This is a genomic window from Comamonas sp. B-9 (genome assembly GCF_000410635.1).
Taxonomy (GTDB): domain Bacteria; phylum Pseudomonadota; class Gammaproteobacteria; order Burkholderiales; family Burkholderiaceae_C; genus Comamonas.
Map to the genome: position 1 here is coordinate 1 of NZ_KE148539.1, position 23,388 is coordinate 23,388.

Here is a 23,388-nt window from a genome sequence, read left to right on the forward strand (position 1 = left end):
AGCTGCCGCCCATGCAGCGGCTGACGGCGCGCTCGGCCGTCACGGTCTGCCAGGTGCGCGGATCGGCCAGGCCGGCAAACAGCTCCAACAGGTCCTGGCGGTCGCTGCGCACCTCAATGCCCAGCGCGCCCTGGCCGGCCGCGGGCAGCATGGTGTCGGTGTCAAAAGCATGGCGGATGCGCGCATCCAGTGCCAGGCGCTTGAGGCCGGCAGCGGCCAGCACAATGCCGTCGTACTGGCCTTCGTCGAGCTTGCGCAAGCGGGTGTTGACATTGCCGCGCAGTGGCTGGATATCGAGGTCAGGGCGCAGCGCACGCAGCAGCACCTGGCGGCGCAGGCTGGAGGGACCTGGCGGCGCAGGCTGGAGGTGCCGACCACCGCGCCCTGGGGCAGGTCCTGCAGGCTGGCGTAGTGGTTGGAGACCCAGGCATCGCGCGGGTCCTCGCGTTCGAGCACGGCTGCCAGCGCAAAACCCGGTGGCAGCTCCATCGGCACATCCTTGAGCGAGTGCACGGCCAGGTCGGCGCGGCCGGTCTCCAGCGCCGTTTCCAGCTCTTTGACAAACAGGCCCTTGCCGCCCACCTTGGACAGCGTGCGGTCCAGAATCTGGTCGCCCAAGGTGGTCATCCCCAGCAGGCTGACCTGGTGGCCCAGGCGCTGCAGGATATGTTGCACATGTTCAGCCTGCCACAGGGCAAGCTGGCTTTCGCGAGTGGCGATGGTCAGGGACAAGGAGCTCATGGGATGGGGGACCACGCCAGGCCCGGTCTCCTCTTTCTCGGCGGCCGGACACCTTACGTGGTCAACAAGCGGTTCACAACAGGCGGCTGATGCTAGCATGTGCAGCGCCGCTCTTTGGCGCAGTGCGACTTTGGGCGGCGTGGATCTTTCAGCCCTATGCTTCTTCGCCCATGACCACTGCCAGCAAAAAAGACACCCCTGCAGTCGCCAAGACCCCGGCGCGCAAACCCAAGGCGAGCAGCTCTGCCGCTCCCCAGGCCGTCACGCGCCGCGCGGACAAGGACCAGCCTTTGATGGATGACATCCGGCTTCTGGGCCGGATTCTGGGCGATGTGATTCGCGAGCAGGAGGGCCAGGCCGCGTTCGATCTGATCGAGCAGGTGCGCCAGCTGTCGGTGGCCTACCGCCGCAATGACGACCAGGATGCGGAGAAATCGCTCAAGTCGCTGCTCAAGGGCCTGTCGGGCGACCAGACGGTCAGCGTGATCCGCGCCTTCACCTATTTCTCGCACCTGGCCAACCTGGCCGAAGACCGCCACCATATCCGCCGCCGCGAGATCCATGAGCGCGCCGGCAATACCCAGGAAGGCAGCATCGAGGTGGCGCTGGCACGCCTGCGCTGGGCGGGCATTCCCGTCAAGGCGGTCTCGCAGACGCTGGCGCACAGCCTGATCTCGCCGGTGCTCACCGCCCACCCGACCGAGGTACAGCGCAAGAGCATTCTGGATGCCGAGCGTGCCATTGCCGCCTTGCTGGTGGCGCGCGACGATATCGCCCAGCGTGCCCAGCTCTTCAACAGCAGCAAGGACACGCTGACCCCGCGCCAGCTGGCCGACAACGAGCTGCAGCTGAGTGCCCAGGTCACCCAGCTGTGGCAGACGCGCCTGCTGCGCTACTCCAAGCTGACGGTCGAGGACGAGATTGACAACGCGCTGAGCTACTACCAGGCGACGTTCCTGACCGAGATCCCCAAGCTCTACGCTGCGCTCGAGCGCGAACTGGGCGAGCGCGACCTGGCCACCTTCTTGCGCATGGGTCAGTGGATTGGCGGTGACCGCGACGGCAACCCCAATGTCACCGCCAAGAGCCTGCAGGAAGCACTGCGCCGCCAGTCCGACCTGGTGCTGCGCCACTACCTGACCGAGGTGCACTACCTGGGCGGCGAGCTGTCGATGTCCCAGCGCCTGGCCGGCAATACCGCCGCCTTGCAGGCGCTGGCGGCGCGCTCGCCCGATACCAGCCAGCACCGCGAGGACGAGCCCTACCGCCGCGCGCTGATTGGCGTGTATGCGCGCCTAGCCGCGACCTTGAAGAACCTGAGCGGTGGTGAAGCGGCCCGCCATGCGGTGGCGCCGCAGAACCCCTATGCCACCAGTGACGAGTTTCTGGCCGATCTGCGCGTTATTGAAGACTCGCTGCGCGACAACCATGGCCGCGCGCTGGTCGAGCAGCGCCTGTCACCGCTGATCCGCGCCGTGCAGGTGTTTGGCTTTCACCTGGCCACCGTCGATCTGCGCCAAAGCTCGGACCAGCATGAGGCGGTGATCAGCGAGCTGCTGGCCACGGCCGGCCTGCAGGCCGACTACAGCCAACTGAGCGAGGCGGCCAAGCGCGAGCTGCTGCTGCAATTGCTGAGCGATGCGCGCCCCTTGCGCGTGGTGGGCGCCAGCTACAGCGAGCGCTGCCAAAGCGAGATGGCGATTTTCGAGCGCGCGCGCCTGTCGGTGCAGCTCTATGGCCAGGACGCGATCCGCCACTACATCATCAGCCACACCGAATCGGTCAGCGACCTGCTCGAAGTGCTGCTGCTGCAAAAAGAGGTGGGCTTGCTCAGCGGCCGCATCAACGATGGCCAGTCGCGCGCAACCTTGATCGTGAGCCCGCTGTTCGAGACCATCGATGACCTGCGCCATGCGGCGACCATCATGCGCGAGTACTATGCGCTGCCCCATGTTGCGGCGCTGATCCAGCGCAGCGGCGCCGAGCAGGACATCATGCTGGGCTACAGCGACAGCAACAAGGATGGCGGCATCTTCACCAGCAACTGGGAGCTGTACCAGGCCGAGCTGGCGCTCGTCGCCCTGTTTGACGAACTGAGCCAGCCCAACCCCGTGCAGCTGCGCCTGTTCCATGGCCGGGGCGGCACCGTGGGGCGGGGCGGCGGCCCGAGCTACCAGGCGATTCTGGCCCAGCCGCCGGGCACCGTGCGCGGCCAGATCCGCCTGACCGAGCAGGGCGAGGTGATTGCCTCCAAGTACGCCAACCCCGAGATCGGCCGGCGCAACCTGGAAACCCTGGTGGCTGCCACCTTGGAGGCGACCTTGCTGCAGCCCACCAAGCCCGCCAGCCAGGCATTTTTGGATGCCGCAACTGACCTGTCCGCCGCCAGCATGGCCGCCTACCGCGACCTGGTCTATGGCACCAAGGGCTTTGAGAGCTATTTTTTCAGCTCCACCCCGATCCGCGAGATTGCCGAGCTCAATATCGGCTCGCGCCCCGCATCGCGCAAGGCCAGCCAGCGTATTGAGGATTTGCGCGCCATTCCCTGGGGCTTTAGCTGGGGCCAGTGCCGCCTGACCCTGCCGGGCTGGTATGGCTTTGGTTCGGCCGTGCAGGCCTTTGTCAGCCAGGAGGGCAAGACCGCCAAGCTGCAATGGGCCTTGCTGCAGAAGATGTACCGCCAGTGGCCGTTTTTCCGCACCCTGCTGTCCAATATGGACATGGTGCTGGCCAAGAGCGATATGGCGCTGGCGCTGCGCTACAGCGAGCTGGTGGCAGACACCCGCTTGCGCAAGCGCGTGTTCCAGGCGATCGAGGCCGAATGGAAGAGCACGGCCGAGGCGCTGGCGCTGATCACCGGCGAGGCCAATCGCCTGGCCAACAACCCGGCGCTGGAGCGCTCGATCCGCCACCGCTTCCCCTATATCGATCCCCTGCACCATCTGCAGGTGGAGCTGATCCGCCGCTGGCGCAATGGCGAGGACAATGAGCGGGTCAAGACCGGTATCCATATCTCCATCAACGGCATTGCGGCGGCGCTGCGCAATACCGGTTGAGGGGTTCCGGATGTGGGCTGGGATCCCTGCTGTTGGCAAGGGCCCGCCCAAGTGATAAGGCCCTGGCGCCAAGCCGGGGCCTTTGTTATTTTTACGGGGCAGGTGGGTTATCTGTCTTGGATGCAAATACCTGCAGCTGAGGAGCTTTGGCGCACAGCTGCCAATCAAAGAAGGAAAGAAGGAATGGTGATGAATGCCTATGTCTACCTGGGCGGCGCGATTGCGCTGGAAGTGATGGCCACCACGGCGATGAAGTCGTCCGAGGGCTTTACCCGGCTGGTGCCCAGCCTGATTTGCGGCCTGGGCTATGTGCTGTCGTTCTACCTGCTGGCGCAGACCTTGAAAACCATACCCACCGGCATCGCCTATGCGATCTGGTCGGGTGTGGGGATAGTGGCGATCTCGCTGATCGCCTGGGCCCTGCATGGGCAAAAGCTCGATGCCGGAGCGGTGGCAGGCATGGGGCTGATCATTGCCGGGGTGCTGGTGATCAATCTGTTTTCGAAGTCGGCGGGGCATTGATGCGTGATCCCCACAGATGCGTTGATTGCAAAGATTGACACAGAATTTCCATCTTCGATTTATAAAATTAATCTTAGAATGCCTGGTTTTGTATTGATGGATTTGGGGGAGTAGCACGCATGCGATGGATGGCAAAAATAGGGTTGGTCAGTCTGGTCACCTGGGGGGCAATGGCGGGCGTCGCAGGAGCGGCTTCAGCTGACCAGGTTTTCGAAGTTCCCGCCAAGGAGCAACCGGTCGGAGTGCCCCAGGAGTTTGTGCCTACCAAGAGCATGGCCGTGGGCTTGGCCGCCCAGCCGGTAGCGATTGACCTGGGTGAATGGGTCGGCCTCAAATCGGCCCCAGCGATGCCCGTACAGATCATTGGCGCATCACGCGCAGTGCAGCAAGCCGCTTCGCCGGCGCAGACTGCGCAGTTGTTGCAATGGAAAGCATCGGCCAAGGGTGGTGCCGTGGCGGCATTGAGCGTACGCTCCGGTGGCGCCGAAGGTCTGCGCTTGGGCTTGCTGGTCGACCAGTTGCCCGGTAGCGCTATGTTGCGCCTCTATACCGATCACCAGCCCGCTGCGGTGTTTGAGATCGCGGGCCAGCGCGTCATGCAGATTCTGCAGGCGAACTTGGATGCTGGCGACAACAGCGAAGCGGGCCGCACCTGGTGGACGCCCAGCAGCTCCGGCGAGCAGGTGACCTTGGAGATCGAGCTGCCACCGGGCACAGCGCCCGACCAGCTCAAGGTGTCTCTGCCGCAAGTGATGCATATCTATGAGAACCTGTCGCTGCCGCTGGGCACGGAGGAATCGGACGCGGCGCAAGAGGACGCCAAGGCCATGCCTGTTGGCAACCCAGTGGATTGCCATTTGGATGTCAATTGTTTTACGCAGCTGCAAGCCGAACGCAAGGGTGTGGCCCGCATGGCATATGTGACCGAGCGCCTGCCCGATGGTCGCTACTACTATGGCCTGTGTACGGGCAGCCTGCTCAATGATGCCCAGGGCTCTGGCACCCCCTACTTTTTGACGGCAGCGCACTGCATCTCCACCCAGACCAACGCTTCTGCGCTGGAGACCGACTGGTTCTATACATCCACCCGCTGCTCTAGCAACAGTCTGTCGCCCAGCAGCGTCAACCTGCGCAATGGCTCGCGGCTGCTGTACACCAATGCCAACCCGGATGTGACCCTGCTCCAGCTCAACGATACGCCGCCCCCAGGTGCCATGTTCCTGGGCTGGAACAGCGGTATCGTGCCGGACAACACACCGGTCGTCGGCATACACCACCCGGATGGCGGTTTGCAGAAAATCAGCATGGGCGTCATGTCCGCCCGCGCTGAATGCACGATCAATGGGGAGAATGTTTCCTGCATGTCTGCTCCGAGCACCGGCAAGTACTACTATGTCGCATGGTCCATGGGGCTCACCCAGCAGGGTAGCAGCGGCTCGCCGCTGTTCAGCAATGGCGCAGTGACAGGCGTGTTGACCGCCGGCTCAGAGGTCAGCTGCCGTGCGGGCGGCGCCGGCGCCTACAGCTTCTACCCCAGCTTGAACAGTGTGATGCCGGCTCTGCGCAAATGGCTGGTGGATGCGGGCGGCACGCAAACCCCGGTCGCGGGCCGCATGCCGGTCTACCGTTTCTACAACACGCAGAACGGCACCCATTTCTTCACGGCCAGCGCGCAGGAGCGCGATGCGGTGATCCAGGGCAACCCGAACTACCAATATGAAAACATTGGCTTTTATGCGTCCACGCAAACGGCTGCAGCGCCCAATGCCGTCTACCGCTTCTACAACAACAACTCGGGCTCGCACTTCTACACGATCAATGCCGACGAGCGCGCCTTCGTGATTGCGAACTACCCACAGTTCAGCGTGGAAGGCACTGCATGGTATGCACGCCAGGCCCAAGGCGAGGGCTCGGTGCCGATGTACCGTTTCTACAATACGCTCACTGGCGCGCACTTCTATACCACCAACCCGTCCGAGCGCGACTTTGTCGTAGCGACCTATCCGCAGTTCCTGTTCGAGGGGGTTGCCTACTACGTCTGGGGCAGCCAGTAAGCGGGCGCCGACTGGGTCTGACAGCCGGCGGGAGAGCGGTCAGACCCTGTAGTTCAGCACCGGCCCATCAGCCCTTTTCCACCGGGCGCGCTGGGTCGCTGCACCATTCGCTCCAGCTACCGGCAAACAGTGCCGTAGGCGCATAGCCGGCAATCTCCATCGCGATCAGATTGGGCAGCGCGCTGACGCCGCTACCGCACTGGTGCACCACCGTCTGCGGGTCGTGCCCGGCCAGCAGCGCATCAAACTCGGCACGCAGCTCGGCGGCAGGCTTGAAGCGGCCATCTGCAGCGATATTGGTCGTAAAGGGCCGGTTGAGCGCGCCAGGGATATGGCCGGCCACCGGGTCCAGCGGTTCGACCTCACCACGGTAACGCGCGGGTGCACGCGCGTCGATGATGGTTTGCGGCGTACCCAGGGCTTGCTGTACCTGAGCCGCGGTCTTGAGCGTGCGCAGCGCAGGGCGCAGCTCGAAGTTGCTTTGGAAATGGCTGACTGCTTCGCCCGCCTCCACCGCGCCGCCTGCGGCCTGCCAGGTCTGCAAGCCGCCGTCGAGCACGGCGACGGCATCATGGCCGGCCCACTTGAGCATCCACCACAGGCGGCCGGCGTAGTTCACGCCATTGCGGTCATAGACGACGGCCTGCATGTCATTGCGAAAGCCCACTTGCGACAGCCACACCGCAAAGCGCTCGCGGCTGGGCAGCGGATGGCGGCCGCCAGAGGCCGGCTCGCCCAGGTCGGTGGCGGCAATCGTCTGGCCGTGGCTGAGGGCGCCGTGCGGGGCGCTCAGGTCCTTGTCGAGGTTGGCGTAGACGGCGCCTGCGATATGGCTCTGCGCGAACTGCTCGGCACCGGCGGCCGGCTGGCTCAGGTCAAAGCTGCAGTCAAACACCATCACCTGCTGGGGGCTGGACTGCTGCAGCGCCTGCAATTGGGCGACGGTGATCAGGGTGGTATATGCAGCGGTGAGGGGCGTGGTGGCCATGGCAGGTGCTCCAAGAAAAATCTTGCAAACATTATGTGGCAGCGCCGCGCCTGCTGCAGGCAACGGGTGCCGCCTAACCCCGCCAGTAGCGGCAGGCCCGGGTCAGCGCTTGCGCAGCACCGTGGCGACGATGCCGCTGCCCACGATCAAGGCCATGCCCATCCAGCCAATCGCCGGAATCTGGTCGCCAAAGACGACGATGCTAAAGAGGCCCGCAAACACAATGCCCGAGTACTGCAGATTGGCGACGACCAGGGTGGCGCGGCGCGTGGTGGCCGAGCCGTAGGCGCGCGTCATCGCCAGCTGGGCACCGGCGGCCAGAATGCCGACAGGGATCAACCAGAGCGCCGGCCAGCCGGGGAAGCTGGAGGTGCCGACAAACAAGGTCGCCAGGCCGCCGGCAATGGCCGAGCCCACGGCAAAGTAGAAGACCACGCGCTGCTCGGGCTCGCCCATGCGCGACAAGGCCACCACCTGCATATAGGCAAAGGCCGAGATCAGGCCGGACATCAGGCCCACCAGGCCGGCGAACATCTGGTCGGCCTCGATATTGGGGCGCAGCATCAAAATGACGCCGCAAAAGCCGCTGATCACCGTCAGCACCAGCGGAATATTCAGCGCCGGCTGGTCGCCTTCGCCCTTGGGGCGCCAGGTAAGCAGCGCACTGCCCACCACAAAGGCTGCCACCCAGAGGCTGCTCATGTAGTTCAAGGTCATCGCAGTAGCCAGCGGCAGCTTGCCGATCGCATAGAACCACATGCCCATCGAGGTGACGCCGATGCAGCTGCGCCAGGCATGCATCTTGGGGTAGCGGGTGGTGAGCGAAATATGCTGGCGCCGGGTGAGCCACCAGATCAGCGCCATGCTGATGAGACCCCGGTAGAACACGATCTCGGCCGCGTTGAAATACACAGAGGCGAACTTGATGCACACGCCCATGAGTGCAAACATGAACGCAGCGGCCACCATCCAAAGGGCTTGCATGGGAGATCTTTAATGAAAAAAGCTGCTATCGCAGTGCGCTAGCAGCTATCTGAGGGTCTAAATAGTTGGGAGTGCCTGGCTGTGGCAGATCACTTGTCTGGAACAGCGGCCTGCATCATACCCCGATACCACTCATGGAAGTGCTGCATGCCGTCTTCCATCGGACTCTGGTAGGGACCGACTTCGTTGTCGCCGCGCTCATACAAGGCCTTGCGGCCGGCATCCATGCGCTCGGCGATCTCGTCGTCCTCGATGGCCGTTTCCATATAGGCGGCGCGCTGGGCCTGCACAAACTCGGGCTCGAAAGCGCTGATTTCCTCGGGGTAGTAGAACTCCACCACGTTCATGGTCTTGTCCGGTCCCATGGGGTGCAGGGTCGAGACCGTCAGCACATGCGGGTACCACTCCACCATGATGTGGGGGTAGTAGGTCAGCCAGATGGCGCCATGCTCGGGCATCTTGCCGCCTCGGAAGTTCAGCAGCACCTCATGCCAGGTCTTGTAGATGTCCGAGCCCGGCTTGGCAAAGGTGGGCGCCACGCCCACGGTCTGCACCGAGTACTCCTTGGCGAACTCCCACTTCAGATCATCACAGGTGACGAAATTGCCCAGTCCGGGGTGGAAGGGGCCGACGTGGTAGTCCTCCAGATAGACCTCGATAAAGGTCTTCCAGTTGTAGTTGCACTCATGCATCTCGACATGGTTGAGCACAAAGCCATCAAAGCTCAAGGCAGCGGCCGGACCCATGTTGGCCAGATCGGCCTGGATGTTGCGGCCGTTGTCCTCAAAGAGGAGGCCGTTCCACTCCTGCAACTTGTAGTTGTTCAGGTTGAGACAGGGGTCCTGGGCAAAGTGCGGCGCGCCCAGCAGCTCGCCGCTGGGGCTGTAGGTCCAGCGGTGCAGCGGGCAGACGATATTGCCGCCGGCGCTGCCTTTTTGCTGGTGGTTGAGCGAGCCTCGGCCCTTGAGCATCACCGCCTGGCGGTGGCGGCAGACGTTGGAGATCAGTTCGGCCTGGCCTGCGGCATTGCGCACCAGGGCCCGCCCTTCCTTCTCATGGGGAAGGGCGTAGTAGTCGCCAATCTCGGGAATCGCCAGCTGGTGGCCCACATATTTGGGACCGTGCTGGAAGATGGTTTGCATCTCGCGCTCGAAAAGCGCTTGATCAAAGTAGCTTGAAACTGGAAGTTGGCTTGCGGCCTGCTGCAGTTGAAGACTTAAATCAGACATGGGTGACCTGACCTAAAGACTCCCCACAGGGAGGGTGCGCGTGCGCACGCGGAGAAAAAAATAAAACCGGCAGCAACAACAAAGGATGGCCGGTTTCGCGAAAAATGGGATTATACCCAGTGGGGTTATTCCCGTTCTGTCCATGCGTGAATTGTCATAAATGACATGGCTTGTCACTGGTTGACTATGGCATCGACAGGCTGCCAATATTATCAAATTGATAGCTGCAGCCTCTTATTCCACCATAGATCGCCAGGATTTTTTGTGGGAATTCGCGCCAGCCTGCAGCCTGCGCGAGAGCGCGCGGTCGCCGCTGTGTTCGCGGTCGCCTCCCATGCGCCTAAAATCGAGCCTTTACATCCATGCACCTGGGCACGCTGTTTGCCCCCTTTGCCCATGCCCAAGGCCACCGCCTCCAAGACGTCTGCCACGCCGGACCTGCCCGAACCCGATAACTACGAAAGCGCGCTGCAGGAGCTCGAAGGCCTGGTCGCACGCATCGAGTCGGGTCAGCTGCCTTTGGGCGACATGCTGGCCGCCTACCAGCGCGGCGCCGTGCTGCTGGCATTCTGCCGGGGCAAGCTCGAGGCAGTGCAGGACCAGATCAAAGTACTGGATGAGGGCCAGCTCAAGCCCTGGACCAGCGAGGAATAAGTGCTAACCATGACTTCAGCGCACGATAATTTTGCCCTTTGGTGCAGCCAGGAACTCGCCCGCGTCGAAGACGCCCTCACGCTGTGGATTGCCGCCGATGCCCCCGCCAACCTGGGCGAGCCCATGCGCTACGCCGTGCTCGACGGCGGCAAGCGCCTGCGCCCGCTGCTGGTGCTGGCCGCTGCCCAGGCCGTGGGCAGCCTGGATGCCGCCCAGGCAGAGGCGTCCTTGCGCGCCGGCTGCGCGGTGGAGCTGATCCATGCCTATTCGCTGGTGCATGACGACATGCCCTGCATGGACAACGATGTGCTGCGCCGTGGCAAACCCACGGTCCATGTGCAGTTTGGCCAGGCCCAGGCCTTGCTCGCGGGCGACGCGCTGCAGGCGCTGGCGTTCGAGATCCTGGTGCCCGAGGGCAGTGCCATCTCGGATGCGGTGCAGGCGCGCCTGTGCCGCCAATTGGCATGGGCAGCGGGCTACAACGGCATGGCCGGAGGCCAGGCGATCGACCTGGCCAGCGTGGGCAAGCAGCTCACGCGTGAGCAGCTCCAGCAGATGCACAAGCTCAAGACCGGTGCGCTGCTGCAGGCCAGCGTCGAGATGGGCGCCACCTGCGCCGGCATCCAGGGCGCAGCGCTGGCAGCGCTGCAGCAGTACGGCGCCGCCCTGGGGCTGGCCTTCCAGGTGATCGACGATGTGCTCGATGTGGTGGCCGACTCTGCCACCCTGGGCAAGACCGCCGGCAAGGATGCCGACAACGACAAGCCCACCTATGTATCGCTGATGGGCCTGCAGCCCGCGCGCGACTATGCCCATGAGCTGCTGGCCGAGGCCCAGCAGGCGCTGGCGGGCAGCGGTTTGCCGCAGACCGCTGCGCTCGCTGCCCTGGCCGACATGGTGGTGCGCCGCAGCCATTGAGTAGGCCAAATGCGCCTTGTGGCGGCTTAACCGGGCTCAAGGCGCTAACATAGCCCCTTGCCTTTCCAGTAAAAAGAACTGCGCGGATGCTTCCGAGGTATGCGTAGCAAGTGACCAAACCATAGTATGTCCACGAAGACCTTTCCCCTGCTAGCCACCGTCAACGACCCGGCGGATCTGCGCAAGATGTCGCGCGCCGAGCTCAAGACCCTGGCGCGTGAGCTGCGGGAGTTCGTGCTTGAGAGCGTGTCCAAGACCGGCGGGCACCTCAGCTCCAACCTGGGCACGGTGGAGCTGACCATTGCGTTGCACGCCGTCTATGAAACGCCGCATGACCGCTTTGTCTGGGATGTGGGCCACCAGACCTATCCGCACAAGATTTTGACCGGCCGGCGCGACCGCATGCAGGGCCTGCGCCAGTGGGGCGGGATCTCGGGCTTCCCGCTGCGCAGCGAGAGCGAATACGACGCCTTTGGCACCGCGCACTCGTCGACCAGTATCTCGGCGGCGCTGGGCATGGCCGAGGCTTTCAAGCTGCAGGGCAGCGACCGCCAGGCCGTGGCCATCATTGGCGATGGCGCAATGACGGCCGGCATGGCTTTCGAGGCGCTGAACAACGCAGGGGTCAGCGACGCCAATCTGCTGGTGATCCTGAACGACAACGACATGAGCATCAGCCCGCCGGTGGGCGCGCTCAACCGCTACCTGGCGCAGCTGATGAGCGGCCAGTTCTATGCCAAGGCGCGGGGCGTGGGCAAGAGCATGCTCAAGCAGGTGCCACCGCTCCTGGAGCTGGCCAAGCGCCTGGAGCAGCAGGCCAAGGGCATGGTAGTGCCCGCCACCCTGTTCGAGAACTTCGGCTTCAACTACATCGGCCCCATCGATGGCCATGACCTCGATTCGCTGATCCCCACCCTGGAAAACATCCGCCAGCTCAAGGGCCCGCAGTTTTTGCACGTGGTCACCAAAAAGGGCCAGGGCTACAAGCTGGCCGAGGCCGATCCCGTCGCCTACCATGGCCCGGGCAAGTTTGACCCGGCCATCGGCCTGGTCAAGCCGGCCACGCCGCCCAAGCCCACCTTCACCCAGGTGTTTGGTCACTGGCTGTGTGACATGGCCGCCCAGGACGAGCGCCTGGTCGCGATCACCCCCGCCATGCGCGAGGGCTCGGGCATGGTCGAGTTTGAAAAGCGCTTCCCCAAGCGCTACTTCGATGTCGGCATTGCCGAGCAGCACAGCGTGACCTTTGCCGCTGGCCTGGCCTGCGAAGGGCTCAAGCCGGTGGTCGCCATCTATTCCACCTTCCTGCAGCGGGGCTATGACCAGCTGATCCACGATGTGGCGCTGCAAAACCTGCCCGTGGTGTTTGCGCTCGACCGCGCCGGCCTGGTGGGTGCCGATGGCGCCACCCATGCCGGTAACTACGACATCGCCTTTACCCGTGCCATTCCGAACATGAGCGTGGCCTGCCCGGCCGATGAGCGCGAATGCCGACAGCTGCTGAGCACCGCCTTTGCGCAGAACCACCCGGTGACCGTGCGCTACCCGCGTGGTGCCGGTGCCGGTGTCGCGCCACTCGAATCGCTGGAAGGCCTGCCCTTTGGCAAGGGCGAGATCCGCCGCCAGGCGCAGCCTGCGGTGGCGGGCCGCCCGCGCATCGCCATCCTGGCCTTTGGCAGTCTGCTCTACCCGGCCTTGCAGGCGGGCGAGGCGCTCAACGCCACGGTGGTGAACATGCGCTGGGCCAAGCCGCTCGATACCGCGCTGCTCGAGCAAGTGGCGCAAAGCCATGAGGCGCTGGTCACTGTCGAAGACGGCTGCCTGATGGGTGGCGCGGGCAGCGCGGTGCTCGAAGCGCTGCAGCAGCTGCACATCGATGTGCCGGTGCTGCAGCTGGGCCTGCCCGATGCCTTTATCGAGCATGGTGACCCGGTCAAACTGATGGCCATGCAGGGCCTCGATGCCAGCGGCATCGAGCGCAGCATCCGCGAGCGTTTTGCGCTGCAAGAGGCGGCGCCCGGCCAGAGCGCAGCAGCCTGATCGGCCGCCGGGCACGCGCCTGGTTCTCCCGACAAGCCCGGTCATTGCGTACCGGGCTTTTTTGTGGCCTGCGCCGCCTGTGGCGCAATGCGGACAGAATCCTTTGCAAAACTCTGGGGAAAACCCGCTGAAGTCACTTCTGCAACCATTTCTACAATTTGCAAAGCTAAAAGCGGCTCGCGCCTATGGCAGGATAGCTACCTTTACTTTCAACAAATAATTGGAGACACGAATGGATCGTCGTTCGCTTATCAAAAATGCCGGTATCGCTGGCGTTCTGGCCGCAGGAGTGGCACCGGCCGTGCATGCACAGGCTGCAGTGCGCTGGCGCCTGGCCTCGAGCTTCCCCAAGTCGCTTGACACCATCTTCGGCAGCGCTGAAAAGCTGTCTGCGGCCGTCAAGGCCATGTCCGGCGGCAAGTTTGAAATCTCGGTCCACCCCGCTGGCGAGCTGATGCCCGCTTTCGGCGTGGTCGATGCGCTGCAGGGCGACACCATCGACATGGCCCAGACCGCGGCCTACTACTTCACCGGCAAGGACCCGATCTTCGCATTCAGCTGCGCGGTGCCCTTTGGCCTGACCACCCTGCAGATGGCAGGTTGGAAGGACCATGGCAACGGCCGCAAGCTGCTCGATGCCTTCTTTGAGAAGTACAACTTCAAGACCGCATCGGCCGGTAACACCACCACCCAGATGGGCGGCTGGTACCGCAAGGAAATCAAGACCGTGGCCGACTTGAAGGGCCTCAAGATGCGCATGGGCGGCGGTGTGTTCGGTGAGGCCATGGCCAAGCTGGGCGTGGTCGCGCAGAACATGCCAGCGGGCGACGTGTACCAGGCGCTGGAAAAGGGCACGCTGGACGCGGTGGAATTCGTTGGTCCCTACGACGATGAAAAGCTGGGCTTCAACAAGGTCGCTCCGTTCTACTACTACCCCGGTTGGTGGGAAGGCTCGGCCGATCTGGAGTTCTTCATCAACATCAAGAAGTACAACGCGCTGTCGCCCGAGAACAAGGCCATCCTGGACGCCGCCACCCGTGTGGCCGCAGCCGACATGACCGCCAAGTACCAGGTGCTCAACCCCATCGCGCTGAAGAACCTGGTGGCCAACAAGACCCAGCTCAAGCCGTTCTCCAAGGAACTGATGGACGCCGGCTTCAAGGCCTCGATGGAAACCTTTGCCGAGCACGAGGCGCGCTCGCCCGAGTTCAAGAAGATCCACCAGGACATGCGCGCCTTCCAGAAGGACCAGATTCTGTGGAACCGCTTCTCCGAGTACCCTTTCAACCAGTACATGGCCCAGGTCAAACTGCCCTGATCGGGGGGATGCGCCAGGCCATTGGGGCTTGGCCGCACAAACCAGGAGCCGCAGCTTGCTGCGGCTTTTTTGCGTCCAAACAGGCTGCGTGCGTGCATCGGCATGCGGCTTGGGTACTTCGCTCTCATTCATGGCGGGATGCAGCCGGAGTGCCGTGCTGCCGGTTCGCCGGGCTACCGGCGCACTGGGCGTTGTGGCGCCCAGCGGCGGGCAGCCATAAAAAAACCCTGGCAAGCCAGGGTTTGGGTGGGAAGCGCTTGGGCGCCCCTTATTTGCTTTCTGCAGGGGCAGTGCCCAGCGAGTCCTGCAAGGCCTTGGCCGGGTCGTCCGAGCCATAGCCTTCTGCGGCGGGTGCCGGCATTGCGCCTGCATCGGTACCCGGCGCTGCGCCTGCATCTGCGGGCGCATCGGGGGTGGCAAAGGGGTTGTCCCCGTAGCCCCCGTCTGCGTTGCCCAGTTGGTTCATCATCTGCTCATTGACCTTTTGCATGTCGACGACCGCCGGTTTTTCCAAAGCTCCCGTAACGATGCCCGGGAAGGCGATCAGCACACTGACCATCACCAGCTGGATCAGCACAAACGGCACGGCACCCTTGTAGATCTGCATCGTGGTTACCGGCTCGATGACCTTGTGCGTGACCCGGTCCACATACTGCTTGTCAGGCGCCACGGACCGCAGGAAGAACAGCGCAAAACCGAACGGCGGGTGCATGAACGAGGTCTGCATGTTGACTGCCAGCAGCACACCGAACCAGATCAGGTCGATGCCCATCTTGTCAGCGACAGGGCCCAGCAGCGGCACGACGATGAACGACAGCTCGAAGTAATCCAGGAAGAAGGCCAGGAAGAAGATCATGATGTTGACCACGATCAGGAAGCCGGTCTGGCCGCCTGGCAGGCTGGTCAGCAGGTGCTCCACCCACTTGGGGCCGTCTGCGGCCTGGAACACCAGGCTGAAGGTGGTCGCGCCAATCATGATGAACATCACAAAGCTGGCGAGCTTGGTGGTCGAGCCCAGCGCCTGCTTGAGCAGGTTCATGTTCAGGCGTTTGCGGGCAAAGCCCATGACGAGCGCGGCCATGGCACCCATGGCGCCGCCTTCGGTAGGGGTGGCAATGCCCAGGAAGATGGTGCCCAGCACCAGGAAGATCAGCAGCAGCGGCGGGATCAGCACAAAGGTCACGCGCTCGGCCAGCTTGGACAGCAGCCCCAGCTTGAAGACGCGGTTGATCGAGGCGATGACAAAGGCAATGAAGGTGCCGCCGCACATGGCCGTGACAATCTTCTCGTCGGTGGCCACATCGGTGACCAGCTTGCCTTCCCACCAGGTGTGGATGTCGGCCATATGGTTGGCCAGGAAGATCGCGACAATCGTCGACAGGCCCATCACCACGATCAGCGAGGTGTAGCCGGCATTGCCGTTGGCTTCGCGGTAGATACGGGCTTCAACGGGCAGCGCGGGCACCAGCTTGGGCTTGAAGATGGCCAGGAGGGCGACCCACAGCACGTACAGACCCATCAGCATGAAGCCGGGGATGAACGCGCCCTTGTACATATCGCCCACGCTCTTGCCCAGCTGGTCGGCCATCAGGATCAGCACCAGCGAGGGCGGAATGATCTGGGCCAGGGTGCCCGATGCGGCAATCACGCCCGATGCCAGGCGCCGGTCATAGCCGTAGCGCAGCATGATGGGCAGCGAGATCAGGCCCATGGAGATGACCGATGCGGCGACCACACCGGTGGTGGCGGCCAGCAGCGCGCCGACAAAGATCACGGCGAGCGCCAGACCGCCACGGATCGGGCCAAAGACCTGGCCCACCGTGTCGAGCAGGTCCTCGGCCATGCCGCTGCGCTCCAGTATCAAGCCCATCAAGGTGAAGAAGGGCACCGCAAGCAAGGTGTCATTGGCCATGATGCCGATCAGGCGCTGGGGCAACCAGGCCATCACCGACGAGGGAAACACATTGAGCTCAATGCCGATAAAGCCGAACATCAGGCCGGCAGCGCCCAGGCTGAACGCCACGGGAAAACCAAGCAGCAGAAAGACGATCAGGCCCGCGAACATGATCGGGGCGTAGTTGGTAGCGATAAATTCCATGGTGAGATCCTCGTGCTACCTTCAAGGCTGGCGCGCAGCAGCCTGGACTGCTGCAGCCGCCTGGGCCTGCTTGATTTCAGCTTCGGCACGCAGTGCTTCGGCCAGCTCTTCCTCAGCGCTCTTGTCGCTGAGCTTGCCCATCGGGTCAGGGCCGTCGCCCGTCAAGAACGCGATGCGCTTGACCAGCTCGGACAGGCCCTGGAGCATCAGCAAGGTGATGCCCACGGGGATGGCGGCCCATACCGGCCAGCGGATCAGGCCGCCCGGATTGCCCGACATTTCGCCAGACTGGTACATCTGGATCACCACCGGCATGCTCAGCCACAGAATCGTGACGCACAGCGGAGTGAGGAACAGCGCAAAGCCGATGATGTCGATCCAGACCTGCTTGGTCTTGGACAGGCGCGAGTTGATGACGTCGATGCGCACATGCTCACGGTGCAGCAAGGTGTAGCCGGCGGCCAGCAAGAAGGACCAGGCGAACAGGTACCACTGCACTTCCAGGAAGGCGTTGGAGCTGGCGTCGAAGGCCTTGCGGACGATGGCGTTGGCGGCGCTGATGAAGGTGGCGGCAAAGATAAGCCAGATTGAGTATTTGCCGACGAAGGCATTGAGCCTGTCGATAGCCCTGGATAGGGCGAGTAAAGCCTGCATGGTGTCTCCAATGGTTGGCCAGTCCTGTCACACGTGCTCATTGCTGGTAAGCAAATGCACATTTTCGAAAAGCACTGATTTTACGAATAACTACGCGCTTCCCCATACAAATTAGCTTGCCGATGTTGCGAACAGGCGCAAGGATGAAAAAATATTTCAGAGAAAGCCGCCAACTCAAGGGTAATCACTAGTTAAAGGGCATGATGGCGCGATTACCTGCTATCTATTTTCGAGCGTCGGATACCGGGTTACTACCTGTATGGTGGCCGCTTTGCGGGCCGGTTTGGCTGCACGAATGGGGGGCGGTTCGCTGCGCGGCGTCAGTGCTGCAAGGTACAATCTCGCGCGTATCTGCCATGGGGGTGTGCAGGGCCTGCGCGGCCACGGCATGCAGCCACAACAATTTCTTTTTTAATGCACCACGGGTGCCTGGAGTCTGACTGTGAGTTCTTCGCAAAATAATGACGGTGATGAGCGCTTTGCCTTGGGCCTGGTATTTGCCCTGATCACCCTGGTGGTGTTGGGCGTGATCTGGTTTGGCGCCTACAAGGGCCTGCATGGCGCTAAGTCTGGCCAAGCGGGCGTGTTGACCGCGCAGACCGGCACCAAGGGTGGCGCCGTGCTGGGTGGTACGGACCCGGCCGTGGCCGCCGCCCGTGCAGCCGCTGCGGCTGAGGCTGGCAATGCTGCTGGCGCTTCCGCCACTGGCGCTGCTGCTGGCGGCGCTGCCGTGGTGGCAGACGACGCCGCTGCCGTGGTGATCGAAAACGGTGTGGTCAAGTTCTACTTTGCCACCGCCAAGGCCGAGCTGGCCCAGGGTGCCAACGAAGCGCTGGTCGACGTGATCGCTGGCGTCAAGGCCGGCCAACGTGCCGTGATCTCGGGTTACACCGATGCCACCGGCGACGCCGACAAGAACGCCGAGCTGGCCAAGCAACGCGCCTTTGCCGTGCGCGATGCGCTGCTGGCCCTGGGCGTGACCGAAGACAAGCTGGAGCTGAAGAAGCCTGAAGCGGTGGAGAACGCTGGCAACAATGCCCAAGCCCGCCGCGTGGAAGTGGTGCTGGCCCCTTAATCGGCCCCACCAGACACGACAAAGCCCGGATGCGTCCGGGCTTTTTTGTTGCTGGGGCCAGGCCCCAGGCACCCCAAGTGGGCCAGGGCCGTCAGCGCAGCACGGCGACGCCCTTGAGCTGCGCATGCACCCGCAGGCCGGGCGCCAGCTGCAAAAGGCGCGCCGAGCGGGCAGACACCAGGGCCAGCAGATGGGGCATGTCATCTCCAGTGCCTGGCGCCAGGCGCAGCTGCACCAGCACCTGGCCCGGGCTGCTGGCCTGCAGGGCAGTCACCACCGCTGGCAGGCTGTTGAGGATGGAGCTGCCCGTCTGGGGCATCAGCGAGAGGCTGACATCGCGCGCCAGCACCCGCAGGCGCACCCGCTCGCCTTGCCGGTAATGGGCATCGGCCTGGGTCCAATGCAGCTGCAGCTGTGGGTGGGTGCCGATTTGCAGCGACCACAGGTGGTCTTGCAGGTCGTGGCCGCAGACCTGGCCTTCGAGCAGGCTGGCTTGCTGGGCATCGGGCAGGGCCTGGGCCAGCGGGGCATTCAGTGCGGTCAGCATGTCGGCCACCGGGCCCTGGGCCACGACACGGCCGGTTTGCAGCAGTACCACCTGGTCGGCCAGGCGGCCCACTTCGTCGATCGAGTGGCTGACGTACAGGATCGGCAGCTTGAGCTGATCGCTGAGCTGGTCCAGGTAGGGCAGCACCTCGGCCTTGCGCTCGGCATCCAGCGCGGCCAGCGGCTCGTCCATCAGCAGCACGCGCGGGCTGGTGGCCAGCGCACGGGCAATGGCCACGCGCTGGCGTTCGCCGCCCGACAAGGTCGCGGGCTTGCGGGGCAGCAGCGGGCCAATGCCCAGCAGCTCGACCAGGCGCTCGATCTGCACGCGCTGGCGCGCCGCCGGGGTGCGGCGCAGGCCGTAGCGGATGTTGTCATGGGCGCTCAGGTGCGGGAACAGGCTCGCTTCCTGAAACACATAACCCAGCGCCCTTTGGTGGGTGGGCAGCCAGTGGGCGCTGTCATCGTCCTGCCAGCGCTCGCCATTGACCGTGACCTGGCCCTGGGCGCGCTCCAGCCCGGCAATGGAGCGCAGGCAGCTGGTCTTGCCGCAGCCCGAGGGGCCAAACAGCGCGGTGACGCCCTGGCCAGGCATCTGCAGATCGACCTGCAGCTGGAACGACGCGCGCTCAAGCTGCAGGCGCGCGTGAATGCCGTCGTGGGCGTTCTGGGCTTGCGTCATAGGGGACTCGCATTGTTCTTGTCGCGGGGCTGCAGCCACTGCAAGGCCACCAGCACCACAAAGGCAAACACCACCATGCCGCCGGCCAGCCAGTGCGCCTGGGCATACTCCATGGCTTCGACGTGGTCGTAGATCTGCACCGAGACCACGCGGGTCTTGCTGGGGATATTGCCGCCCAGCATCAGCACGATGCCGAACTCACCCACCGTGTGGGCAAAGGTCAGCACCGCAGCGGTGATAAAGCCCGGGCGCGCCAGTGGCAGTGCCACGCTGAAGAAACTGTCGATACGGCTGGCGCCCAGGGTGGCCGCTACTTCCAGCGGGCGGCGGCCCAGGCCTTCAAAGGCCCGCTGCAGCGGCTGCACCGCAAAGGGCAGCGAGTAGACCAGCGAGCCCACCACCAGCCCGGCAAAGGTAAAGGGCAGATAGCCCAGGCCCAGTGCGTTGGTGAGCTGGCCCATCGGGCCATTGGGGCCCATCGTGACCAGCAGGTAAAAGCCGATCACGGTGGGCGGCAGCACCAGCGGCAAGGTCACCACCGCGCCGATGGGGCCACGCCAGCGCGACGGCGTATGCGCTAGCCACCAGGCCAGCGGCGTGGCCAGCACCAGCAGCAGGGCAGTCGTGACGCTGGCGAGCTCAAGCGTCAGCCAGATGGCGGCCCAATCGTCAGGGCTGAGAAGGGAGGTACTCACGGCAGGCGGGGTCGTGGCAAGGTGGGAAGAAGGAAGCGGCGGCTGCGCACATGGTGCACGCGCAGCGCCTGCCCGGCAAGGGCAGTGTTTGGCCGGACCAACGCGCTGATGTCAATGGCCGAGCAGAGACCGGCGGGATCAGACCCGCCAGATCGGTGGCCCGCCGCGCCTTAGAACGCGTAACCGTAGGACTTGATGATGGCGCGCGCCTTGTCTCCCTTGAGGTAGTCCATCAAGGCGGTGGCGGCGGCATTGTCCTTGGCGCTGTCGAGCACAATGGCGTCCTGGCGGATGGGCTCATGCATGGCCGATGGAACAATCCAGGCCGAGCCTTCGCGCAGCTTGCCGTCTTCCATCACCTGCGACAGCGCCACAAAGCCCAGCTGGGCATTGCCGCTGGCTGCAAACTGGTAGGTCTGGCCGATGTTCTCGCCTTGCACGACTTTTGGCGTCACCTGGTCGGTCAGGCCCAGGTTCTTGAGCGTTTCCATCGCGGCCAGGCCGTAGGGGGCGAGCTTGGGGTTGGCGATGGCGATGTGGCGGTAGTCGCCGGTCTTGAGCACGGCGCCCTTGTCGTCCACATAGCCCGCTTGCTTGCTCCACAGCACCAGCTGGCCGATGGCGTAGGTGAAGCGGCTGGCGGCCACACCCTTGCCTTCCTGGGCCAGCTTGGTCGGCGTCGTGTCATCGGCGGCCAGCAAAATGCCAAAGGGCGCGCCGTTGTTGATCTGGGCATAGAACTTGCCGGTGGCACCAAAGGACAGCACGGCCTTGTGGCCGCTGTCCTTTTCGAACTCGGCGGCAATCTTTTGCATCGGCGCGGTGAAGTTGGCGGCCACGGCCACCGAGACTTCGCCCGCATGGGCACTGACAGCGAAGGCTGCAAACAGGGACAGGGCGAGGGGGGCGAAGCGGCGTTGGGTCATGGCAGTTATCAAATCGCTATTCTGTTAATGAATAGCGCGAGTGTAACGAGATTGTGGAGAGGCAACAAATGATGGGGGTCAAAGGCCACCGTGTTGGCGCGATATTCTGGGCAGTGCTTTTCTGAAGGCACGCTATGGGTACCGAGGCGCTAAACCATGCGAAGATTCGCGCCATGATCCCCCAAGCATCGCTCGCTGCCGCGCTCGCCGAGAAGCGCTCTGACCGCCGCATGGATGTGCTGCGCCATATCCAGGATTGCGGCTCCATCTCGGAGGCCGCGCGCCGCGTGGGCATCAGCTACAAGGCGGCCTGGCAGGCTCTGGATACCTTGTCCAACCTGGCAGGGGTGGAGCTGGTGCAGCGCAGCGTGGGCGGCAAGGGCGGCGGGGGCGCGCAGCTCACGGCCGATGCGCTGCTGCTGCTTGAGGCCGCCGACGCCATGGGCCATGCGCGCGAGCAATTGCATGTGCAGCTCGAGCATGCGCGCCAGCTGCCAACGGCTGCAGACCCCCAGGCACGCGCTGCCGGGCAAGCAGGCATCTCAGTGGCCACCACCCTGGCGCGATTGCAGGTGATGACCAGCATGCGCAACCAATGGCCCTGTGTCGTGGCCCAACTCAGCCGCAGCGGCCCCTTGGTGCAGGTGCAATTGCAGGGTGCCGATGCTGGCGCGCAGTTTGTATTGCATTCCCATATCACCGATGAGAGCGCGCAGCTCTTGGGCCTGCGCCAGGGGCTGCCGGTGCTCGCCATGTGCAAGGCCACCGCTGTCACGGTGCAAGCGGCATCGGCCGCTGCCGCGCTGGCGCCGGGCAGCAACGGCTGGCAGGGTGCGGTCACACGGGCCACGCGCGGCGGCACGGTGCAAGAGCTGGCCGTGCGCCTGCAGTCCGGCGTGCAGCTGGTGGGCTTTAGCCGCCAGGCCACGTCGCTGCGTGCGCGCTCTGCGGTGCAGGTAACGGTGGAGCCCTCGGCCGTGGTGATTGCGCTGAGCGGAGAATAAATCCGGCCAGCTTCTGGCATCTAGGCGATTTATTCCATCACCAGGCGCCTGCGGGCTTTTCGCGCGGTCTCGACGAAGGCTGCTGCTGCCGGCGATAAGCGGTCAAAGCGCAGTCCCGCCAGCGCGATGTGCCGGTGGTTGCGCGGCATGAGCCGGCGGTAGGTGACGCCGGCCGGGGGCGCGGGCAGCGCCAGGCGCGCGGCAATCGTCAGTGCATCGCCTTGGGCGACAAAGCCCATCATCGAGCTGAGCTGCTCAAACCGGTACAAGGTGTTGGGCACGGCACCTTTCTCCGCCAAAAATGCGTCCACCCGGGGGCCGGAGCCCGCCGAGGTGCGGATAAAAGGCTGGCCATGAAAATCCAACGCGCTGATGCTGGTCTTCTGGGCCAACGGATGGGCTGCGGGCAGCACGGCCACCAGCTCGTCCTCGATCAGCGGCACAGTGTCAAAGCGCTCGTCGGGCAAGACCACAAAGCCCAGCTCCACGCGGCGCTCCAGCAGCCACTGCAGCACCACGCTGTCCACCGCTTCTTCGATATGCACCTCGACCAGTGGATGGGCCTGGCGAAATGCGGCCAGCAGCTGGGGCAGCAGGCGCAGCGAGGAGGTCGCGCCAAACGAGGCGATCTGCAGGCGCCCGCTTGCAATGCCGCGCGCAGCTTGCGCTTCCTGCCGCAGCGCTTCTTGCTGCTGCAGCATGTCCTGGGCGCGCACCAGCAGGCGGCAGCCCACCTCGGTCAAGCTGACCGCTGCCCCATCGCGGCTGAACAGGCCCACGCCCAGTGCGGTTTCAAGCTGCTTGATCGCATGGCTGACGCCGCTTTGCGAGATGCCAAGCACCGCCGCCGCACGGGAAAAACTGCCCACCTTGGCCAGGGTGGCAAAAACTTCGAGCTGGGTGAAGGTCATGGCGCAGATAAGCTGGGATGGCTATGAGCATTTGCTCATTCGACCATCGATAGTGATTAGCGGATAGTAGCAGCGCATGAACTCCGCAAAATACTCCACCCATCTGGGTCTTATTGGCATGGCAGCGCTCTGGGGCGCGTCCTGGCCCTGGGGCCGCGTTGTGGCGCAAGCCATGCCACCGCTGGCAGCGGCCAGCCTGCGCTTTTTGCTGGCCAGTGCCGTGCTGCTGCTGTGGCTTGCGCGCACCGGGCGCATGGGGCGTTTGCGCAGCCTGGCGGGGCGCCAGTGGCTGG

At 64.0% G+C, this 23,388-nt stretch carries 19 protein-coding genes and 1 pseudogene; 10 read left to right on the forward strand and 10 right to left on the reverse strand.

Translation table 11 applies throughout. From position 1 onward, the window contains the following. Positions 1-741: pseudogene (hemC, locus tag H928_RS26740) on the reverse strand (hydroxymethylbilane synthase); the annotation flags it as partial. 170 nt (positions 742-911) lie between these two features. Between hemC and ppc the strand changes: the two are divergent. From ppc to H928_RS0107950, 3 genes are all read left to right on the forward strand, one after another. Then, on the forward strand, positions 912-3,797 hold the full coding sequence (gene ppc, locus H928_RS0107940) for a phosphoenolpyruvate carboxylase (RefSeq protein WP_021025998.1): 2,886 nt from the start codon (positions 912-914) through the stop codon (positions 3,795-3,797). Between the two features lie 189 nt (positions 3,798-3,986). Further along, complete coding sequence (locus H928_RS0107945; RefSeq protein ID WP_027010686.1) at positions 3,987-4,319, forward strand: SMR family transporter; 333 nt, start codon at positions 3,987-3,989, stop codon at positions 4,317-4,319. Positions 4,320-4,576: 257 nt separating this feature from the next. Further along, entirely contained in the window at positions 4,577-6,373 is a 1,797-nt protein-coding gene (locus H928_RS0107950) for a trypsin-like peptidase domain-containing protein (RefSeq protein WP_158400497.1), read from the forward strand. 67 nt (positions 6,374-6,440) lie between these two features. On the opposite strand, the gene H928_RS0107955 is transcribed toward H928_RS0107950, so the two are convergent. From H928_RS0107955 to H928_RS0107965, 3 genes are all read right to left on the reverse strand, one after another. After that, a complete protein-coding gene (locus H928_RS0107955; RefSeq protein ID WP_021026001.1) occupies positions 6,441-7,361 on the reverse strand; it encodes a sulfurtransferase in 921 nt (306 codons plus the stop codon). Positions 7,362-7,463: 102 nt separating this feature from the next. After that, a complete protein-coding gene (locus H928_RS0107960; RefSeq protein WP_027010688.1) occupies positions 7,464-8,345 on the reverse strand; it encodes a DMT family transporter in 882 nt (293 codons plus the stop codon). Between the two features lie 89 nt (positions 8,346-8,434). Continuing rightward, on the reverse strand, positions 8,435-9,574 hold the full coding sequence (locus tag H928_RS0107965) for an aromatic ring-hydroxylating dioxygenase subunit alpha (protein WP_021026003.1): 1,140 nt from the start codon (positions 9,572-9,574) through the stop codon (positions 8,435-8,437). Between the two features lie 396 nt (positions 9,575-9,970). Here H928_RS0107965 and H928_RS0107970 point away from each other — a divergent pair, with 396 nt between their 5' ends. The 4 genes from H928_RS0107970 (at position 9,971) to H928_RS0107985 (ending at position 14,504) form a co-directional block, all read left to right on the forward strand. Next, positions 9,971-10,228: an exodeoxyribonuclease VII small subunit gene (locus tag H928_RS0107970; protein ID WP_021026004.1), complete on the forward strand. Its 258-nt coding sequence runs from the start codon at positions 9,971-9,973 to the stop codon at positions 10,226-10,228. 9 nt (positions 10,229-10,237) lie between these two features. Further along, on the forward strand, positions 10,238-11,146 hold the full coding sequence (locus tag H928_RS0107975) for a polyprenyl synthetase family protein (protein WP_021026005.1): 909 nt from the start codon (positions 10,238-10,240) through the stop codon (positions 11,144-11,146). Positions 11,147-11,272: 126 nt separating this feature from the next. After that, a complete protein-coding gene (gene dxs / locus H928_RS0107980) occupies positions 11,273-13,186 on the forward strand; it encodes a 1-deoxy-D-xylulose-5-phosphate synthase (protein WP_021026006.1) in 1,914 nt (637 codons plus the stop codon). Between the two features lie 232 nt (positions 13,187-13,418). Next, positions 13,419-14,504, forward strand: a complete 1,086-nt coding sequence (locus tag H928_RS0107985) for a TRAP transporter substrate-binding protein (RefSeq protein ID WP_021026007.1) — start codon at positions 13,419-13,421, stop codon at positions 14,502-14,504. A gap of 268 nt (positions 14,505-14,772) precedes the next feature. Here H928_RS0107985 and H928_RS0107990 read toward each other — a convergent pair whose 3' ends face one another. Together H928_RS0107990 and H928_RS0107995 are read right to left on the reverse strand one after the other, a co-directional pair. Continuing rightward, positions 14,773-16,602 (reverse strand): TRAP transporter large permease subunit, encoded by a 1,830-nt coding sequence (locus H928_RS0107990; RefSeq protein ID WP_021026008.1) that lies wholly within the window; start codon positions 16,600-16,602, stop codon positions 14,773-14,775. A 21-nt stretch (positions 16,603-16,623) separates the two neighbouring features. After that, complete coding sequence (locus tag H928_RS0107995; RefSeq protein ID WP_021026009.1) at positions 16,624-17,256, reverse strand: TRAP transporter small permease subunit; 633 nt, start codon at positions 17,254-17,256, stop codon at positions 16,624-16,626. Positions 17,257-17,698: 442 nt separating this feature from the next. On the opposite strand from H928_RS0107995, the gene H928_RS0108000 reads away from it, so the two are divergent. After that, a complete protein-coding gene (locus tag H928_RS0108000; RefSeq protein WP_021026010.1) occupies positions 17,699-18,331 on the forward strand; it encodes an OmpA family protein in 633 nt (210 codons plus the stop codon). A gap of 91 nt (positions 18,332-18,422) precedes the next feature. On the opposite strand, the gene modC is transcribed toward H928_RS0108000, so the two are convergent. The 3 genes from modC to modA form a co-directional block, all read right to left on the reverse strand. Then, positions 18,423-19,559: a molybdenum ABC transporter ATP-binding protein gene (gene modC / locus H928_RS0108005; protein WP_021026011.1), complete on the reverse strand. Its 1,137-nt coding sequence runs from the start codon at positions 19,557-19,559 to the stop codon at positions 18,423-18,425. Further along, on the reverse strand, positions 19,556-20,254 hold the full coding sequence (gene modB, locus H928_RS0108010) for a molybdate ABC transporter permease subunit (RefSeq protein WP_021026012.1): 699 nt from the start codon (positions 20,252-20,254) through the stop codon (positions 19,556-19,558). Before modB ends, modC begins: the two co-directional genes overlap by 4 nt. A 170-nt stretch (positions 20,255-20,424) precedes the next feature. After that, a complete protein-coding gene (modA, locus tag H928_RS0108015) occupies positions 20,425-21,180 on the reverse strand; it encodes a molybdate ABC transporter substrate-binding protein (RefSeq protein WP_021026013.1) in 756 nt (251 codons plus the stop codon). A 173-nt stretch (positions 21,181-21,353) separates the two neighbouring features. On the opposite strand from modA, the gene H928_RS0108020 reads away from it, so the two are divergent. Continuing rightward, on the forward strand, positions 21,354-22,184 hold the full coding sequence (locus H928_RS0108020; protein WP_043339300.1) for a TOBE domain-containing protein: 831 nt from the start codon (positions 21,354-21,356) through the stop codon (positions 22,182-22,184). Between the two features lie 29 nt (positions 22,185-22,213). On the opposite strand, the gene H928_RS0108025 is transcribed toward H928_RS0108020, so the two are convergent. Then, a complete protein-coding gene (locus tag H928_RS0108025; protein ID WP_021026015.1) occupies positions 22,214-23,095 on the reverse strand; it encodes a LysR family transcriptional regulator in 882 nt (293 codons plus the stop codon). A gap of 76 nt (positions 23,096-23,171) precedes the next feature. Between H928_RS0108025 and H928_RS30715 the strand changes: the two genes are divergently transcribed. Beyond that, positions 23,172-23,388, forward strand: a 217-nt coding sequence (locus H928_RS30715) for an EamA family transporter (RefSeq protein WP_148293094.1), incomplete at its 3' end; no start/stop codon positions are given.

Coding starts and splice junctions, on each gene's coding strand:
- H928_RS0107990 (WP_021026008.1), bottom strand. CDS start 16,602: ATGGAATTTATCGCTACCAACTACGCCCCGATCATGTTCGCGGGCCTG.
- H928_RS0107945 (WP_027010686.1), top strand. CDS start 3,987: ATGAATGCCTATGTCTACCTGGGCGGCGCGATTGCGCTGGAAGTGATG.
- dxs (WP_021026006.1), top strand. CDS start 11,273: ATGTCCACGAAGACCTTTCCCCTGCTAGCCACCGTCAACGACCCGGCG.
- H928_RS0107975 (WP_021026005.1), top strand. CDS start 10,238: ATGACTTCAGCGCACGATAATTTTGCCCTTTGGTGCAGCCAGGAACTC.
- modA (WP_021026013.1), bottom strand. CDS start 21,180: ATGACCCAACGCCGCTTCGCCCCCCTCGCCCTGTCCCTGTTTGCAGCC.
- ppc (WP_021025998.1), top strand. CDS start 912: ATGACCACTGCCAGCAAAAAAGACACCCCTGCAGTCGCCAAGACCCCG.
- modC (WP_021026011.1), bottom strand. CDS start 19,559: ATGACGCAAGCCCAGAACGCCCACGACGGCATTCACGCGCGCCTGCAG.
- H928_RS0107985 (WP_021026007.1), top strand. CDS start 13,419: ATGGATCGTCGTTCGCTTATCAAAAATGCCGGTATCGCTGGCGTTCTG.
- H928_RS0108025 (WP_021026015.1), bottom strand. CDS start 23,095: ATGACCTTCACCCAGCTCGAAGTTTTTGCCACCCTGGCCAAGGTGGGC.
- H928_RS0107960 (WP_027010688.1), bottom strand. CDS start 8,345: ATGCAAGCCCTTTGGATGGTGGCCGCTGCGTTCATGTTTGCACTCATG.
- H928_RS0107955 (WP_021026001.1), bottom strand. CDS start 7,361: ATGGCCACCACGCCCCTCACCGCTGCATATACCACCCTGATCACCGTC.
- H928_RS0107995 (WP_021026009.1), bottom strand. CDS start 17,256: ATGCAGGCTTTACTCGCCCTATCCAGGGCTATCGACAGGCTCAATGCC.
- H928_RS0108020 (WP_043339300.1), top strand. CDS start 21,354: ATGATCCCCCAAGCATCGCTCGCTGCCGCGCTCGCCGAGAAGCGCTCT.
- H928_RS0107970 (WP_021026004.1), top strand. CDS start 9,971: ATGCCCAAGGCCACCGCCTCCAAGACGTCTGCCACGCCGGACCTGCCC.
- H928_RS0107965 (WP_021026003.1), bottom strand. CDS start 9,574: ATGTCTGATTTAAGTCTTCAACTGCAGCAGGCCGCAAGCCAACTTCCA.